The organism is Herbivorax alkaliphila, from assembly GCF_030848475.1.
Taxonomy (GTDB): Bacteria; Bacillota; Clostridia; order Acetivibrionales; family Acetivibrionaceae; genus Herbivorax.
This window is the reverse complement of record NZ_JAVDDS010000039.1, coordinates 18452-36251: the sequence shown is the minus strand read 5'-3', so window position 1 is coordinate 36251 and position 17800 is coordinate 18452. Positions and strand designations below refer to the sequence as shown.

Annotated in this window: 17 protein-coding genes; 1 reads left to right on the top strand and 16 read right to left on the bottom strand. The window is 33.9% G+C overall.

Features of this window, described 5'->3' with window-relative positions; translation table 11 throughout:
• Positions 1–138 precede the first annotated feature (138 nt).
• Complete coding sequence (locus tag RBH29_RS13225) at positions 139–726, bottom strand: GerMN domain-containing protein (RefSeq protein WP_306697393.1); 588 nt, start codon at positions 724–726, stop codon at positions 139–141.
• Between the two features lie 294 nt (positions 727–1020).
• Complete coding sequence (locus tag RBH29_RS13220; protein ID WP_306697392.1) at positions 1021–1731, bottom strand: helix-hairpin-helix domain-containing protein; 711 nt, start codon at positions 1729–1731, stop codon at positions 1021–1023.
• A 179-nt stretch (positions 1732–1910) separates the two neighbouring features.
• On the opposite strand from RBH29_RS13220, the gene RBH29_RS13215 reads away from it, so the two are divergent.
• Positions 1911–3191 (top strand): D-alanyl-D-alanine carboxypeptidase family protein, encoded by a 1281-nt coding sequence (locus tag RBH29_RS13215; RefSeq protein WP_306697391.1) that lies wholly within the window; start codon positions 1911–1913, stop codon positions 3189–3191.
• A gap of 99 nt (positions 3192–3290) precedes the next feature.
• Here the strand turns inward: RBH29_RS13215 and leuS are convergent, their stop codons facing one another.
• The 14 genes from leuS to guaA all read right to left on the bottom strand — a co-directional run bounded on the left by leuS (position 3291) and on the right by guaA (position 17771).
• Positions 3291–5768, bottom strand: a complete 2478-nt coding sequence (gene leuS, locus RBH29_RS13210) for a leucine--tRNA ligase (RefSeq protein WP_306697390.1) — start codon at positions 5766–5768, stop codon at positions 3291–3293.
• 87 nt (positions 5769–5855) lie between these two features.
• Positions 5856–6191 (bottom strand): ribosome silencing factor, encoded by a 336-nt coding sequence (gene rsfS / locus RBH29_RS13205; RefSeq protein WP_306697389.1) that lies wholly within the window; start codon positions 6189–6191, stop codon positions 5856–5858.
• 85 nt (positions 6192–6276) lie between these two features.
• Positions 6277–6846, bottom strand: a complete 570-nt coding sequence (yqeK, locus tag RBH29_RS13200; protein ID WP_306697388.1) for a bis(5'-nucleosyl)-tetraphosphatase (symmetrical) YqeK — start codon at positions 6844–6846, stop codon at positions 6277–6279.
• 20 nt (positions 6847–6866) lie between these two features.
• Complete coding sequence (gene nadD / locus RBH29_RS13195) at positions 6867–7484, bottom strand: nicotinate-nucleotide adenylyltransferase (RefSeq protein WP_459076787.1); 618 nt, start codon at positions 7482–7484, stop codon at positions 6867–6869.
• A 38-nt stretch (positions 7485–7522) separates the two neighbouring features.
• Complete coding sequence (locus RBH29_RS13190; protein ID WP_306697387.1) at positions 7523–8488, bottom strand: ROK family protein; 966 nt, start codon at positions 8486–8488, stop codon at positions 7523–7525.
• A gap of 70 nt (positions 8489–8558) precedes the next feature.
• The gene (purD, locus tag RBH29_RS13185; protein WP_306697386.1) at positions 8559–9821 is read right to left on the bottom strand and encodes a phosphoribosylamine--glycine ligase; all 1263 of its coding nucleotides are present in this window, start codon (positions 9819–9821) and stop codon (positions 8559–8561) included.
• A gap of 43 nt (positions 9822–9864) precedes the next feature.
• The gene (gene purH, locus RBH29_RS13180) at positions 9865–11409 is read right to left on the bottom strand and encodes a bifunctional phosphoribosylaminoimidazolecarboxamide formyltransferase/IMP cyclohydrolase (RefSeq protein WP_306697385.1); all 1545 of its coding nucleotides are present in this window, start codon (positions 11407–11409) and stop codon (positions 9865–9867) included.
• 24 nt (positions 11410–11433) lie between these two features.
• Positions 11434–12063, bottom strand: coding sequence for a phosphoribosylglycinamide formyltransferase (gene purN, locus RBH29_RS13175; protein ID WP_306697384.1), 630 nt, complete (start codon positions 12061–12063; stop codon positions 11434–11436).
• A complete protein-coding gene (gene purM / locus RBH29_RS13170; protein WP_306697383.1) occupies positions 12057–13079 on the bottom strand; it encodes a phosphoribosylformylglycinamidine cyclo-ligase in 1023 nt (340 codons plus the stop codon). Before purM ends, purN begins: the two co-directional genes overlap by 7 nt.
• Before the next feature lie 48 nt (positions 13080–13127).
• The gene (gene purF, locus RBH29_RS13165; protein WP_306697394.1) at positions 13128–14594 is read right to left on the bottom strand and encodes an amidophosphoribosyltransferase; all 1467 of its coding nucleotides are present in this window, start codon (positions 14592–14594) and stop codon (positions 13128–13130) included.
• A 39-nt stretch (positions 14595–14633) separates the two neighbouring features.
• Positions 14634–15134, bottom strand: a complete 501-nt coding sequence (locus RBH29_RS13160; protein WP_306697382.1) for an AIR carboxylase family protein — start codon at positions 15132–15134, stop codon at positions 14634–14636.
• Positions 15135–15534: 400 nt separating this feature from the next.
• The gene (locus tag RBH29_RS13155) at positions 15535–15792 is read right to left on the bottom strand and encodes a Txe/YoeB family addiction module toxin (protein WP_306697381.1); all 258 of its coding nucleotides are present in this window, start codon (positions 15790–15792) and stop codon (positions 15535–15537) included.
• The gene (locus RBH29_RS13150; RefSeq protein WP_306697379.1) at positions 15785–16057 is read right to left on the bottom strand and encodes a type II toxin-antitoxin system RelB/DinJ family antitoxin; all 273 of its coding nucleotides are present in this window, start codon (positions 16055–16057) and stop codon (positions 15785–15787) included. The genes RBH29_RS13155 and RBH29_RS13150 overlap by 8 nt, the downstream gene beginning before the upstream one ends.
• Positions 16058–16235: 178 nt before the next feature.
• Positions 16236–17771, bottom strand: coding sequence for a glutamine-hydrolyzing GMP synthase (guaA, locus tag RBH29_RS13145; RefSeq protein WP_306697378.1), 1536 nt, complete (start codon positions 17769–17771; stop codon positions 16236–16238).
• Positions 17772–17800 lie beyond the last annotated feature (29 nt).

Here is a 17800-nt window from a genome sequence, read left to right as displayed (position 1 = left end):
CTTTTAAGAAATCTGAAATCTAAGAGGTGTATATATTAAATGTGAAGAACAATATTCCAAAAACTAAAGTTACGCAATTTAGATAAGCTAAAAGCTCGAAGACATTAGACCCTCGAGCTTTTAAATCTTTTTCAAACCTTATTTTTCAATTATACTTTCATTTCTCTTAATTGGTCTGTCTAACTCCTGATGAACAAGAACCTCTCTAATATTTCCCTCTACACGAAACTGCACACTGTCTATGTGTTCAAGCTCTGTCAATGTGTTTACAATGGAATTGATTGTTATAGTTTCTGCTGCCGTTCCTCCTGGTTGATTAGATACAAATTCCTCCGATAAGTCCACTGTACAAACTCCATCTTTTGTTTGAATAGATAACAGTTTTGTTTTATCAGGAATTACAGCATATAGTTCTTCATTCTCAGGTCCTTTTTTCAGTTCTTTAAAAATAGTTTCTTCAATGTTTCCTTCAACCTCTACATTTCTTATTTCAGCAACTGTATATTCCGCTTGGTAATCACTAAAATAAAGAATTATGTCTTTTTCAGTCTCTTCTTTTTCAGTCTCCTCTTCTTTGTGTTCACGTTCTTCAACAGAATCAGTTGTAACACCATTTAAATCCTTTTGGTCTAAATCACTACCCTCATCAGAAGGCTCGGAGTTATTGCATCCTGATAATACCACCAGTGATATCAAGCAAATTGCAATTATCCAGTTTCTTTTCATTTAAAATGCTTGTTAGATAAACAACCTAACAAACCAGCCCCCCTTTCATTATTAGAGAAACAAAAAGTCTCACCTTGCACTTTAATTATACTTTACTAAATGCATATTTGTCAAAACCTCTATATACAAGTACAGATCATATAACTAATACGAAGAAAAATATCCCAGAAACTAAAGTTTATCTTATTCTAAAACTCCACCTTATAGAAGGTGGAGTTGCTCTTATAAATCTTCAGGTGGAGTTCAGTCTCCACCTGAAGTCTCGATGTTTAGTTTTAGCTAAACGAGTTTACTTTAGTCTACCGTTATAAAATCCTTTAATTCTCTAAATTTAGCATCGCCTATTCCTGATACATCCATTATGTCTTCAATTTTTTCAAACCCCCCTATTTCTTGCCTCAAAGTAATTATATTACCTGAAATAACAGGTCCTACTCCCGGCAATGTATTTAGTTGCTCTTTAGAAGCAGAATTAATATTTATCTTCAAACTTGTACTATCTTTACTTTCTCCTATAACAGCTCCTCCACTGCCTGAAACAATATTCATACCAATAAAATTTTCATCTGACGAGTTTTCATCTTCTGATACTTCTTCATCTTCTGACATTTCCTTTTTTGATCTGATTTGCAACATAACATTTTCTGTCAATATGTAGGCAAGATTTATATTTTCCAAATCTGCATGCTCTGTAGGTCCTCCTGCTAAAAGAATTGCATCTTCAATTATCTGACCTTTTTCTAGTGTAACAACTGAAGGTTTTTTGACTTCTCCAACTACATATACATTTATTTCTTCTACTTCTATTTCCTCTTTATCTTCCTGTTCATCTTCTCTAAAACCTACTTCTACTTCACCCTCTGAACTTCTTATAACCACGTTCTCTCCATAATCCCCCATAAGTAAATAACCTATTACTGACACACTAAGAACCAAAGCTGCGATAAGAGAAATCAAAACACCCTTTTTTACTTTTATTTCATGATTTAAAATCTCTTTCAGCATAATTATTACCTCCATTTAAATTTATAATTCTACACCTTAATGCTTATTCCCTTTAATTTCCTAGGTTTTTTTTAAAATTTTATATACATTTTTCGCAAATTTTTTGTTATACTTAAATGTAGTGTTACTAAATCAACACTACTTGACTATACAATAAAGCCATTTAGCTGGAGGAACAAATGAAAAAAATACTTTTTATTATATTAATGCTAATTGTTTTTATATCGATTAGCACACCAATAAATTCTCAACCCTTAGATATCCCTGCAAGGGCATATATTCTTATGGATTTTAAAACAGGTCAGGTGTTATGTGAATTCAATTCTAAATCCCTACTACCACCTGCTAGCACAACTAAAATTATGACAGGAATTTTAGCAGTTGAGCAGGGAGACCTTGACAGCTTAGTAACCGTGAGCCAATCTGCTATTGACAATATCGGTATTGGCGGTATGCATATAGGCCTTATGGAAGGTGAGCATCTGGAGTTAAGGCATATTTTGAATGCTCTTTTAATCAGGTCAGCAAATGAAACTGCTTATGTAATAGCTGAAAGCATAAGTCCTTCACATCAGGAGTTTTTTGATCTTATGAACCAAAGGGCAGAAGAGCTGGGAGCTGAGTGCACAAACTTTGTAAACCCATCAGGCATGGACAATACAAGCGACGGACATCTGCATATTTCTTCCGCTTACGATTTGGCAGTTATGTCAAGACACGCCATGACGCTCCCTGAATTCAGAGAAATAGTAAAAAAGACCCATTATACAATACCTCCCACAAACAAACATGATGAGGAGATTTTTTTGCATTCCAGTAACAAATTGCTATTTTCAAGTTATGCTTCAGAGTACTACAGCGAAGTTACTGGTATAAAGACAGGATATACAAGTAGAGCCTTAGGCAACCTTGTTTCATCTGCAAAAGATGAAACTGGAATGGAGTTAATTGCTGTTGTAATGGGTGTTGAGCAATATGAAGATGTATTTCGCTATTCAAAAGAACTTCTTGAATATGGTTTTAAAAATTATTCTCTTACTCACATACTTGCTCAAAATTCATATGCTACAACTGTAAATGTTTCTGAAGCTTCTGGAAATAGCAATTTAGATTTGCTTGCATCTGAAGACTTTAAATGCGTACTTCCAGAGCAAACAAAAATACAAGACCTTACTTTTGAAAAAAACGTTGAAGAAAATATCACAGCTCCAGTTTATAGAGGAGATGTATTAGGCTATATAGAAATTAAAAATGATCAACTCTCAATTGGAAAAGTAGATTTAATTGCAACACGAACTGTAGAAAAAAATATCACCACATCATCTATTATGGAAAATCCACAAAATTCACTCCCAAAGAGAATTTTAATTGGAACAATCATTTTTCTCATTATGTTTATAATTCTTAGAATTACACTTAGAAAAATATCAAGAAGCATGATTTCAAAAAATAGACTTTAATATAGTGAATTGGTTTAGCTAAAGCTAAACATCGAATCCTCAGGTGGAGACTCAACTCCACCTGAGGATTTATTAGAGAAATTCCACCTTATACTTTCTTTACTTTGCAACAATATTAACAAGCTTTCCTGGAATTGCAATTACTTTGATAACATTTTTTCCTTCAATTGCAACTTTTATCTTATCACTTTCTAAAGCTTTCTCTTCCATTCCTTTTTTATCTAACCCTGATGCAATAACAATTTTATCTCTTACTTTCCCATTTATTTGAACTACGATTTCTATTTCATCTTTTACCAATGCTTTTTTATCATACTGTGGCCATTTTTGTTCATGTACACTATTTTCTTTACCTGTAGATTGCCATAACTCTTCTGCCGCATGAGGAATAAAAGGAGCCAGCATCAATATCATTTTTTCAATACCTGCTTTTATTAACCCGTTGTTCTTCTTTTCATCAGGCACCTTATCACTATAATTATAAAATGCATTTACAAGTTCCATCACAGCACTTATCGCCGTATTAAAGTTAAATCTCTGACTAATATCCTCTGTTACTCTTTTCACTGTGTTGTTTACCACAAACCAGAGGTCTTTGTCTTGTTTTGTAAAGTCATCTGTGTTTAACTGATAATCCCCTTTTACAGAATCCATAAATTGATTTATTATTCTCCATACCCTGTTTATAAATTTGTAACAACCTTCAACTCCTTGATCACTCCACTCAAGGTCTTTTTCTGGAGGGGATGCAAATAATATAAACAACCTTGCCGTATCCGCTCCAAACTTTTCAATTATTTCTTCAGGACTTACTACATTTCCTAAAGATTTTGACATCTTAGCCCCATCTTTTAGAACCATACCTTGGGTTAGTAGGTTTTTAAAAGGTTCATCACAAGTTACAAAATCCATATCATAAAGAGCCTTCATAAAAAATCTAGAATACAGTAGATGAAGTATTGCATGCTCAACGCCACCTATGTATTGGTCAACAGGCATCCAATAATCCACACTTTCTTTATCAAATGGTAATTCACCGTTACAGGGATCACAATACCTCAAAAAATACCAAGATGAACAAACAAAAGTATCCATAGTATCAACTTCACGTCTACCTTCTTTGCCACATTTAGGACATTTTGCTTTTATAAATTCTTCATTTGAAGTCAAAGGAGACTCTCCAACCCCTGTAAACTTAACATCCGTAGGCAAAACAACTGGTAAGTCTTCTTCCGGAACTGGTACATGTCCACAATCATCACAATAAATGATAGGAATAGGTGCTCCCCAATATCTTTGTCTTGAAATCAACCAGTCTCTGAGCTTAAAGTTTACTTTTCTTTCACCAAAAGATTTTTCTTCTACATAATCTATTATTTCACCTATCGCTTTATCACTTTTTATACCATCGAATTGTTTTGAATTTGCAAGGTAGCCTGTCTCTACATATGCCTCTGTCATCTTTTGAGGATCAAGCTTTTCACCTTCAGGTTGAATAACAACTTTTATCGGCAAATTGTATTTCTTTGAAAATTCAAAATCACGCTGATCATGTGCAGGAACAGCCATAACAACCCCTGTACCGTACTCTGCCAAAACATAATTCCCTAAGTATAGAGGTACTTTATCACCATTTAAAGGATTAATAACATATCTGCCAGTAAAAACGCCTTCTTTTTCTACATCTGTTGATGTTCTGTCAATTTCATTTAAAAATTGCATTTTTTTAATGAAATCATTGCAAGTTTGTTCCTTTTCTGTTCCTTTTATAAGTTCCTTAACCAAAGGATGCTCAGGAGCAATAACCATATATGTCACGCCAAATATGGTATCAGGTCTTGTAGTATATATTCTTACTGATTTATCAAGACCATCCACTTTAAAGTCAACTTCAACACCTTCACTTCTACCAATCCAGTTTTGCTGCATTGTTTTTACCTTATCCGGCCATCCAGTAAGTTTTTCAATGTCATCTAAAAGTTTTTGTGCATATTCTGTTATTTTAAAGAACCACTGTTCCAAATCTTTCTTTTCAACAGAAGAACTACATCTTTCACATGCACCACTTACAACCTGTTCATTTGCCAAAACAGTTGAACAAGATGGACACCAGTTAACATATGACTTTTTCTTGTATGCAAGATCTTTTTTGTAAAGCTGTAAAAACATCCACTGAGTCCATTTATAATAGTCAGGATGGCAGGTAGCCACTTCCCTGTCCCAGTCATATCCTATTCCAAGTTCTTTTAGCTGTCCTCTCATATTGTCTACATTGGACCATGTCCATTCATTAGGATGAATGTTTCTCTTTATAGCTGCATTTTCAGCTGGCAGTCCAAATGAATCCCATCCCATTGGATGAAGAACATTGTAACCATTCATCTTTTTAAATCTTGCCACAATATCTCCAATAGAATAATTCCTCACATGACCCATATGAAGATTTCCTGAAGGATATGGAAACATTTCAAGAACGTAATATTTCTCTTTATTATCGTCTTTTATTGCAGAAAATGCTTTATTATCATCCCACTTCTTTTGCCACTTCTTTTCAATTTCACCAAAATTATAATGCATAAAATTACCTCCACATTAATTAGCAATATACAAACTACTTCATTTCAAAATATATTTAAAGCTTTAGAACTAAAAACATAACTATTTTTATCCCTTTTCTATTACACCGTCAGACCACAATCTTTCAAGTTTGTAAAACTCTCTGTCTTCTTCATGGAAAAGGTGAACAACTACACAACCAAAATCCAATAAAATCCACCTTGCACTATTATAGCCTTCTTTATGTAAAAGCTCTATGTCTTCTTCCATTTCTTTTTCTATTTCATCAGCAAGCATTTTTATATGAGTAGTGGATGTTCCACTAGATAGGACAAAATAATCTGCCAATGTAGAAACATCTCTTATATTTATTACATTTATATCCTTTGCTTTTTTTTCATCTATGACATCAGCTATTTTTTTCGCTATTTTACTAGGCTCCAACAATCAACCCATCCTTTCATAAAGTGTCTTTTACGTTTCAAATTATAACATATCAAAAAGTCGGCTGCAATCAAACATGTACTTTTTACATTCTTTTTTTTATCATATCGTTTCTTGCCATTATTGCGACTGGATGAACTAAGGCACCTTTAGCTATAATGTGCACTATAATATTATTAAGTGAAATAATCATAGTTTTGTCAATGTCAATAAAGGCAAGTTCTCTAACTTCCTCAATCCCTTCAAACTCCCTGTTTGGTTCAATATAATCAGAGACAAATACTATTTTTTCCATCATAGTCATATTTTCTCTACCAAGGGTATGATACCTTATTGCATTTAAAATAGTCTCATCGTAAATTCCATACTCCTTTGATGCTAAAACTGCCCCCACTCTGCCATGAAGCAATTTTGGCTGAAGTCTCTCTACATCATCAACAACTATATCAAATTCATCACAGAGCATTAACATTCTATCTAGTTCAATATTTTTAGCACAATCATGCAAAAGCCCTGCAATAGCAGCTTTTTCTTGATCAACCCCATATACAGAAGCAAGTTCAGCTGCCAGCTCCATTACATTTATTGAATGAATAAATCTATTTTTTATAACATTTCTTTTTAGTTTAACCTTTATTTCTTCTCTTGTCACCATTTTTTACCTCTCAATTTCACCTAGGTTAAATAAAGCTTATTGTTTTTAATGTAGTTTTCCACATTTTCAGGAACTAAATACTTTATAGATTTTCCCTCTTTAACTCTTTTTCTTATTTCTGTAGATGATATGTCTATTAATGGAATATTTACACTATAAATTTTGGCCTCAAAATTATTATTTAGATATTTTATCCTATCTCTAAATTCCTCTTTTCTACTTCCAGGCCTTAAAGCAGCAATAAATTCACATGTTTTAAATACAGACTGGTAATCTTTCCATTTGTTTAAATCATATAAAACATCCGCCCCTATTATATAATACAACAAAACATCCTCTTTTTGTGATGCTTTTAATCTCTTTAAAGTGTCAATCGTATAAGTATAACCTTCTCTTTCTATTTCAATCCTAGACTTTTCAAAAAAATCATTCTCATTTATAGCCTCACAAACCATGTTATATCTGTGCTCTTTATCAATAACCTCATTCTTGCTTTTGTGGGGCGGATTGCCACTGGGTATAAATAATACCTTGTCCAACCTAAAGTCTTCTCTTATCGCCTCTGCCATTATTAAATGACCATTATGAATAGGATTAAATGTTCCACCTAAAATACCTATTTTTTTTACTGCAATCATAATAAAAAACACCTTTACTAAAGATACTAAAAACTTTCCTAGCCTTGCTTTTCCTTAGCTAACGCAAGGGCACCATATATAATAGAATCGTCTCCTAAAGCACTTTCCACAATTTCAGTTCCTTCAATTATGTCAGGAAACGCAAATCTTCTTATGTATCTGTTTAAAATCGGCATAATATAATCTCCTAAAGATTCAATCACACCTCCACCTAATACAACCATATCTGGATTAAATATATTTATTAAAGATCCTGTCCCGGCAGCTAAATAATATATTGCCTTATCTAACACTTCAACAGCAAGAGCATCTTTTTGATCTATTGCTGTTTTAAGAGGCTTACTTCTTATAACTGAACTTTCCATGTCCATTAAATCTTTTAAAATGCTATCTCTGCCTCTATTAATTTGATTCTTTATTTCTCTTGTCATAGACACCTTAGCTGCGTATGTTTCAAGACAGCCCCTTTGTCCACAATTACAATAAGGACCTTCAGGATTTAAAACCATATGCCCAAGTTCTCCTGCAAGGTACTTTGAACCAGAAAATAGGCTATCATTTACAATAAGTCCTCCACCTATTCCCGTACCTACAAAAATTCCAACTACATTTTTTTTGTTTACGGCAGCTCCATACTTCCACTCACCCATCATACCGATGTTTGCATCATTTCCAACAAAAAAAGGTATTCCTAATTTGTCTTCAATCGCTTTTTTTATATTATAATTTTTCCAAGGCAAATTTGGCGAGTATATAATTTCACCTGTATCTTCATTTATAACTCCTGGAGCTCCCGCCCCTATTGCCACAATTTCTTCTTTTGGTATCTGTGATTGTTCTAAAAGCTCTTCTACCACCTTTGCCATTCTTTGCTCAACCACTTCAAGACCCTTATTAGCCTTTGTTTTCTTTTTAGCTCTAAAAATTATATTGTTATTTTCGTCAACTATTGTTCCTAATATTTTTGTACCACCTATGTCCATGCAAATATACTTGCCAGCCATAAAATCAACTCCATAAAAATTTCTTTTATTAAAACTCTGCCTAAAAGGCAGAGTTTTATCTCTTATATTACTATTTCACACCAATATCTTTTCTATAGTAAGCATTTTTAAAACTTATTTTTTCAACAGCTTCATAAGCTTTTTTAATTGCCTTATCTAAACTACTCTCTAATGCAGTAACTCCTATAACCCTTCCCCCCGCTGTCAGGTACCTGTTATTTTCTTTCTTTGTGCCTGCATGGAAAACAACAGTATTAATGTCCTTTGCAACTTCATCTAATCCAGATATCTCAAAACCCTTTTCATATTTTTTAGGATATCCTCCTGAAGCCATTATAACACATACACATCCATTATTATCCCATTTTATATCAATTTCATCAAGCTTCTCATCAATTATACTATTAAATATTTCTAATATATCACTTTGAAGTCTTGGCAATACAACCTGTGCTTCTGGATCTCCAAATCTGGCATTGTACTCAATTACCTTAGGACCTTCCTCTGTTATTATGAGACCAAAATATAATATACCTTTAAACTTTCTTCCTTCTTTGTTCATGGCCTCTATTGTAGGTTTGTATATTTTATCCATACAAAACCTATCAACTTCCCCATTATATATTCTACTTGGTGAAAAAGTTCCCATGCCACCTGTATTAAGACCTTCATCATTATCTAATGCCCTTTTGTGATCCTGTGAACTAACCATAGGCTTTACTGTCTTTCCATCAGTAAAGGCAAGTACAGAAACTTCCTGACCTATAAGAAACTCCTCTATTATAACCCTGTTTCCCGCATCTCCAAAAGCTTTTTCATCCATTATATTTTTCACTGCGTCTTCAGCTTCTTCAAAGGACTCGGCAATTATCACACCTTTTCCCAGGGCTAAACCATCTGCCTTGACAACTATAGGAAAATTCTTTTTATCCTTTAAATAAGAAATAGCATCCTCACTGTTATCAAAAACTTCATATTCTGCTGTAGGTATGCCATATTTTTTCATAAGCTCTTTTGAAAATGATTTACTTCCCTCAATTATTGTAGCAGCTTTGCTTGGTCCAAATGCTCTTATTTTATTCTTCTCTAATTCATCCACCATACCTGCTGCTAAAGGATTCTCAGATGCAACCACTACCATATCAATTTCTTTTTCTTTAGAAAACTTAACTATTTCATCTATATCCATAATATTTATCGGTACACACTGAGCTATTGATGAAATACCTCCATTACCTGGAGCACAGTATATTTCACCAACCAATGCACTCTGTGCAATTTTCCAGACAAGGGCATGTTCACGCCCTCCGCTACCAACAATAAGTACTTTCATTACTAATCCTCCTTAAAATTTCACCAAAACAGACAATATCATACTAATGCTTAAAATGTCTCATCTTGGTAAACACCATTGCAATACCTAATTTATTACATGCATCTATTGACTCTTGATCTCTCTTTGCACCACCTGGCTGAATAATTGCAGTTATACCCGCTTTGGCTGCTGCTTCAACACAGTCTGGAAATGGAAAAAAAGCATCTGAAGCCAGTACAGCTCCCTTAGTGTTTTCACCACCATACTCAATGGCAATTTTTGCAGCCATTATTCTATTTAACTGTCCAGGTCCTACACCAACTGACTGTTTATTTTTTGCTATTGCTATACCGTTAGACTTTGTATGTTTAACAACCTTCATTCCAAATACCATATCTTCCAATTCTTCTTTTGTAGGTTTCTTTTCTGTAACATATTCTAAATTATCAACCTCAAACAGCTCATTATTATAATTTTGAACCAACAACCCACCAGCAACCTTTTTCATATCATAAGTCCCTGCTGGAAGCTTTGTAGCAATGTTGTCAAGCTCTAAAATTCTAATATTTTTCTTTTTAGTAAGAACCTCTATTGCTTTTTGTGTAAAGGAAGGAGCAATTACAATCTCAACAAATATTTTATTTATCTCCTCTGCAGTCTTTTCATCTATTTCTCTATTTGCAGCAATAATTCCACCAAATATGGAAACAGGATCTGATTCATATGCCTTTACATAAGCTTCATAAATATCTTTTCCACTTGCTACACCGCAAGGATTAGCATGCTTAACTGCAACAACACTTGGTTCATCAAATTCTTTCAATAATTCCAATGCACCATTTGTATCATTTATATTATTATACGAAAGCTCTTTTCCATGATGCTGTTTTGCCGATGTTATATTGCCAATATTAGCACCTATTTCCTTGTAAAAAACAGCATTCTGATGAGGATTCTCTCCATATCTCATTTCCTGAACCTTCTCAAATGTAAGTGATAAAGTCTCAGGAAATTCTTCTTCGCCAATCTTATCTCTTAAGTACTTTGCAATCAATGTATCATAGTGACTTGTATGCTCAAAAACCTTATATGCAAGTTTGAATTTTGTCTTTACAGATATTTCTTTAGAAGATTTAATTTCATCTGATACCGTTTTATAGTCAGATGGATCCACCACCACAACAACATCCTGATAATTTTTTGCTGCTGCACGAAGCATAGTCGGGCCACCTATATCAATATTTTCAATAGCCTCTTCCAATTGAACATGTCCTTTTAATATAGTTTGCTTAAAAGGATAAAGGTTTATAATAACCATATCAATAGGCTCTATTCCCAAGTCTTTAATCTGCTTTAAATGCTCTGGATTATCTCTCATAGCAAGAATACCTCCATGAACATTTGGGTGGAGAGTTTTCACTCTTCCATCAAGACATTCAGGAAATCCAGTAACATCTGATATATTAATTACCTTTATACCATTTTCACTTAAAACTCTTGCTGTTCCACCTGTTGAAATAATTTCAACTCCAAGACTGTCCAATTCCCTAGCAAATTCCACAATTCCAGTTTTGTCAGAAACGCTTATCAGTGCACGCTTAGCCACACTACCACTCCTCTTATTTAATATTTATATACTTTTTATTTTTACACGTCTGCCTTCTACTAAAAGCTTCTTTTCTGAAATTAGCTTTACTGCTTTAGGCAATATGTCCCATTCCGCTTCTTTCATAACCCTTTTTTGCAACTTCTCTGGAGTATCGTCATCTTCTACATATACAGCCTTTTGCAAAATGATAGGTCCTGAATCAGCTTCTAATTCCACAAAATGAACAGTTGCACCTGTAACCTTAACCCCGTATTCTAAAGCCTTTCTATGAGGAATTATTCCATAATATCCTTTTCCACAAAAAGAAGGTATCAAGGAAGGGTGAATATTAATTATACTGCCCTTAAAATGTTTTACAAATTTTTCGCCTAAAATAGATAAAAAGCCAGCCATGACAATTAAGTCAACATCAGAATCTTCAAAATGCTTTATAAGAGCTTCATCATACTCACTAACATCTGAATAATCTTTTCTTGCAATACATGTTGCAGAAATCCCATGGTTCTCTGCCCTTTCTAGTGCATACACTTCCTTTTTGCTTGAAACAACTGTAACAATGGAACACTCTTTAATATAGCCATCCTCAACTCTGTCAATTAAGGCTTGAAGATTTGTTCCACCTCCGGAAACCAATACACCTATCCTTAGCATAATTCAACCCCGGCCTTTCCTCTAACTATATCTCCTATAATATATGCCTGTTCTTTTTCGCTGTTCAAATGCTTCACTACATCTTCTGCTACTTCATTATTCACAACAACAACCATACCAATTCCCATATTAAATGTACTAAACATATTTTTTTCATCAACAATTCCTATATCCTGCAACAAATTAAACACAGGAAGTATCGGCCATGAGCCTTTAAAAACCTTAATTCCCAGTCCTTCTGGGAGCATTCTTGGAAGATTTTCATAAAACCCTCCTCCTGTAATATGAGATATTCCTTTAATTTCAAATTTATCTTTCAAGTCCAGTATAGCTTTGACATATATCCTTGTAGGCTTTAAAAAAGCCTCTCCTAAAGTGGACTCTAAAACTTTAACATCTTCTAAAAGTTTATCTTTTGTAGGTGATAAAACTTTTCTCACTAGAGAATATCCATTACTGTGAATCCCAGAGGAAGCTATTCCAATCAACTTATCCCCTTCTTTTATACTTTTACCGTCAATAATTTTACTTTTTTCTACCGCACCAACTGCAAATCCAGCTAAGTCGTATTCTCCATCTGCATAAAATCCAGGCATTTCTGCTGTTTCTCCTCCAATAAGAGCACACCCTGCTTCAACACAACCAGCGGAAATACCTTTTACAATCTGTGCAACTTTTTCAGGACGATTTTTCCCAAGTGAAATATAATCTAGAAAAAACAAAGGTTCTGCACCGCTGCACACTATATCATTTACACACATGGCAACACAGTCAATTCCAATAGTATCATGTTTGTCCATCAAAAAGGCTATTTTAAGCTTTGTTCCTACTCCATCTGTCCCCGATACCAGTACAGGTTCTGAGTAATTTCCCTTATTTAATGCAAAAAGCCCTCCAAATCCACCTATATCAGTAAGCACTTCTGGTCTAAAAGTATTTTTAACATCCTTTTTCATTAATCTGACTGCCTCATAGCCTGCTTCTACATCCACTCCTGCATCCTTGTAAGTAGCCATTTTATAAAACCTCCAATAAATCTTATTTGCCATTATTTTTTCAAAAAATCAACCACAGGAAGAATCATTTGCTCCCTGAGGTACGTCTATAGGGTAGTCACCAACAAAACAAGCTGAGCAAAAACCACATTTTGAACCTAAAGGCGTGTTTAAAATTCCTTCTACACTTAAATATCCTAAACTGTCCGCTCCTATCATGTTACATATTTCTTCAACAGAATATTTTGCAGCAACCAACTGAGTTTTACTGGAAATATCAATGCCAAAATAGCAAGGATGCTTAACTGGTGGAGAACTAACTCTCATATGAACTTCCTTTGCCCCTGCATCTTTCAATATTTGAACTATCCTTCTACTAGTAGTTCCTCTAACCACTGAATCATCTATCATTACAACTCTTTTACCAGATACAACATCTCTTATAGCATTTAATTTTATTTTAACAAATTTTTCTCTTTGCCCCTGTTCTGGCTGAATAAACGTTCTTCCAACATATCTATTTTTAAGAAGACCCATTCCATAAGGAATCCCGGATTCCTCTGAAAAACCTAGTGCAGCAGTAAGACCTGAATCAGGTACACCAATAACCAAATCTGCATCAGCTGGGTGTTCTATTGCAAGTCTTTTTCCAGCTTCAATCCTAGATCTGTAAACACTTGCTCCATCAATATAACTATCTGGTCTTGCAAAATAAATATGTTCAAATATACAAAGTTTTGATTCTTCAGATACTTTTGTTTGAATTGAATTTAAACCATTTTCTGAAATGACTACTATCTCTCCTGGTTCTACATCTCTTAAATATTTAGCTCCCACAGCGTCTAACGCACATGTTTCTGATGAAAGCACATAAGAGCCATCTTCGGTAATCCCTATACATAAAGGTCTTATTCCCAAAGGATCTCTCACTCCAATAAGTCTTCTCGGCGTAAGAATAGCCAACGCATATGACCCCTTTATTTCTCCCATTGTCTTTTCTATTGCCTCTTCAATTCCAGAGCTTGAAACTCTAAATCTAGAAATAAGATTTAAAATAATTTCCGAGTCTATAGTAGACTGAAATATAACCCCGTCTTCTTCAAACCTGTCCCTAATTTCGTTTGAATTCACAAGATTGCCATTATGTGCAAGAGCCAACTTACCGTTTCTATATTTAATAACCATCGGTTGAGAATTTTCCCTTATACTCTCACCTGCTGTAGAATATCTTACATGACCAATTGCAACATTTCCTTCAAGCTTATCAAGAACCTTTTCACTAAATATTTCCGGTACAAGCCCCATATCTCTGTGAAACAACAAGTTTTCATTTGCATTTACAGCAATTCCACAACTCTCCTGTCCTCTATGCTGAAGTGCATATAAAGCATAATAAGCAGCTCTTGCTGCATCATCTCCCTTTTTTTTAAAAAGTCCAAATATCCCGCACTCTTCATTTAACTTGTCTTCTCTAAAGTCGTCTTCTAAAAAGAAATCCTCAAATTCACCATTTTGCTGTTTAATTTTTCCATTCATACTCATACATATTCTCCTTACATAAAATTAATCCCCAATTTAATTACAATTAAACTGTTCCTTAAGATTCTTATCCTTTTTTTCCACCATTTGTTTTAAATCACTTTTATAGTTCTTCATTTTTTCCCTCAGCTCTCCATATTTAGTTGAAAGAATCTGAACACAAAGCAATCCGGCATTTTTAAATCCATTAACCGCCAAAGTTGCAACTGGAGCACTTTCTAGACCTTCAGTCATTGGCAAAAGTAAATCCAACCCTTTATCCTCTTTCAACTTAATTGGAACACCTATAACAGGAATGTTCGTAACTTTAGCTAAAACCTCTGCCAAGTTAGAGCCTTTTTTATAACCTGCAACAATAACTCCTACTCCATCAGCCTCTGCATTTTTTACGTACTCCACAGTATTTTTTAAAATGTCAGAGTCTGAATTGACTACTACTTCAACGCCAAATTGATTTAATAGCTCAATACAATCTTTTAAAATTTCAGTATCTGTATCTGTTACTATAGCTGCTTTTGCGGCTTTTATTTCAGCCATGATTTTTACCCTCCATTAAACGTAAAAATTAAAAAGGAGTTGGCAGACCAACCCTAAATGTTATTACCCAAAAGATGTCTTCCCACCTTAGCTAAAATTCTAGGGGATTTAGCCCTCCCCTTCATTATTAAGTATTTCACTAGCTTCTAAAACCTCTATTATCGTGTTTCATTTATCTCTTTCATACATTAATAATAGTACCAAACTGATTTACTTTTTGTCAATGAAATCCTCTCCAAAAACAAACATTATTTTATAAATCCATAAGAACATTCACTTTTTTTGTCAATGTTTTTTTAATAGACACTGTACTTTAAGATCTTCCCAAAACATTTTAGATTAAAAAAAAGTAAACTCGCTCAGTTTTAACTAAACGAGTTTACTTATATATCATAAATCACTAATCATCATAATGACCCTTGCACTGAATAACCTCAATCATATCATCTTGAATATCATATACAAGACGATTACAATCATCAATGCGTTTGCTCCAACCTTTTCTGTACTTTAGTGGCTCTGACTTACCAATTCCATCATTTCCATTTCTCTCAATATCTTTAAGTAATTTATTAATTTTTTTTAGCGTTTTCTTATCTTGTGTTTGCCAATATAAGTATTCTCCCCACGCTCGTTCTGAAAATATAAATCTACTCATTTTCCATTTCCTCAAGTTCTTCCATGGTTTTCACCACTACTTTTCCTTGATTAATTTGTTCGATGGATTGATCAATCGCTCTCTTATTACTGTTACTATAAAAAGGATCAATAGATACCTCAAATGGAATCCTGTGTTCACGACTCATTTTCTTTGCAAATATAGTAAATGCAGTTGTAACATTCAGCCCCAATTCCTTACAAGTTTTTTCCAACTCTTTTTTTATCTCTTCATCTATTCTTATACTAATTGTTGTTTGAGCCATTTTATCACATCCCTCCTAAATACAGTTTACCATTTTGTTATTACAATGTCAATACAAAGTTATTACATCTCTCAAAATAAGTACTATAAAAAGCCACAGATTAAAACAGAAAACTAATCTGCAATAATCTATGGCTTTATTTAGTTTGTTTTTTTTAATAGTTGCTATAATGTTTATATTATTCCCACTCTATTGTTGCTGGGGGTTTGCTTGTTATGTCATATACTATTCTATTTATATGTCCAACTTCATTGACAATCCTGTTAGATACTCTTTCCAGTACATCATAAGGAATTCTTGCCCAATCTGCTGTCATAAAGTCAGTTGTTGTAACAGCTCTTAAGGCTAAAGTATAGTCATAAGTTCTCTCATCTCCCATTACCCCAACACTTCTCATGTCTGTAAGCACTGTGAAATATTGATTTACTTCCCTGCCCAGACCTGCCTTTTTGATTTCTTCCCTAAAAATATAATCGGTATCTCTTAAAATATCAAGTTTTTCTCTTGTTATTTCACCAATTACCCTTATTCCAAGTCCAGGACCTGGAAAAGGCTGTCTCATAACTATATCTTCAGGTATTCCAAGCTCTAATCCAGCCTTTCTAACTTCATCTTTAAAAAGATCTCTTAGCGGCTCAATAATTTCTTTAAAATCAACATGATCTGGAAGACCTCCTACATTGTGATGACTCTTAATAACTGCCGCATCACCAACTCCACTTTCAATTACATCAGGGTAAATTGTCCCCTGTACAAGAAAATCTACTTTTCCTATTTTTTTTGCCTCTGCTTCAAATACTCTTATAAATTCTTCTCCAATTATCTTTCTTTTCTTCTCAGGGTCTGTAACCCCTTCTAGCTTGTCCAAAAACCTGTCCTGTGCATCTACTCTTACCAAGTTTATGTCATACTGGTTTGTAAAAACTTTTTCAACCTGGTCTCCTTCGTACTTTCTTAAAAGTCCATGGTCAACAAAAATACATGTAAGCTGCTTACCTATGGCTTTATGAATCATAACAGCAGCAACAGATGAATCTACTCCTCCTGAAAGAGCACATAAAACTTTTTTGTCTCCAACCTTTTCTCTTATTTCTTTTATAGATTGTTCTACAAAAGAAGACATCTTCCAATCACCTTTACAGTCACAAATATTGTAAAGAAAATTGTTCAAAATGTCTTTCCCTTTAGGCGTATGAACGACTTCCGGATGAAATTGTACACCATACAACTTCTTCTTTTCATTTTCAATTGCACCTGTTTCACAACTTTTTGTACGTGCAGTACCAACAAAACCTTCTGGAATACTATCAACAGAATAGGTATGACTCATCCAACAAATTGTATCCTCTTCAACATTTTCAAAAAGCTTACTTTTAGAATCTAAATGAATATCATTCTTTCCATATTCACGTTGCTGAGCCTTTTTTACAGTGCCTCCCATTACATGGCTTATTAACTGCATGCCATAACAAATACCTAAAATAGGAACTCCTAAATCAAAAATCCCCTTATCACAAAAAGGAGCCTTTGGATCTAATATAGAAGCAGGGCCTCCTGTAAAAATAATACCTTTTGGATTCATAGCTTTTATTTTGTCAATAGAAGTGTAATAAGGCAACACTTCGCAATAAACATTTGCCTCTCTTATTCTTCTTCCTATAAGTTGATTATACTGACCGCCAAAATCAAGTACCAAAATTAATTCACTATTCAATATAACCTCTCCTTCAAACAAAAAATATG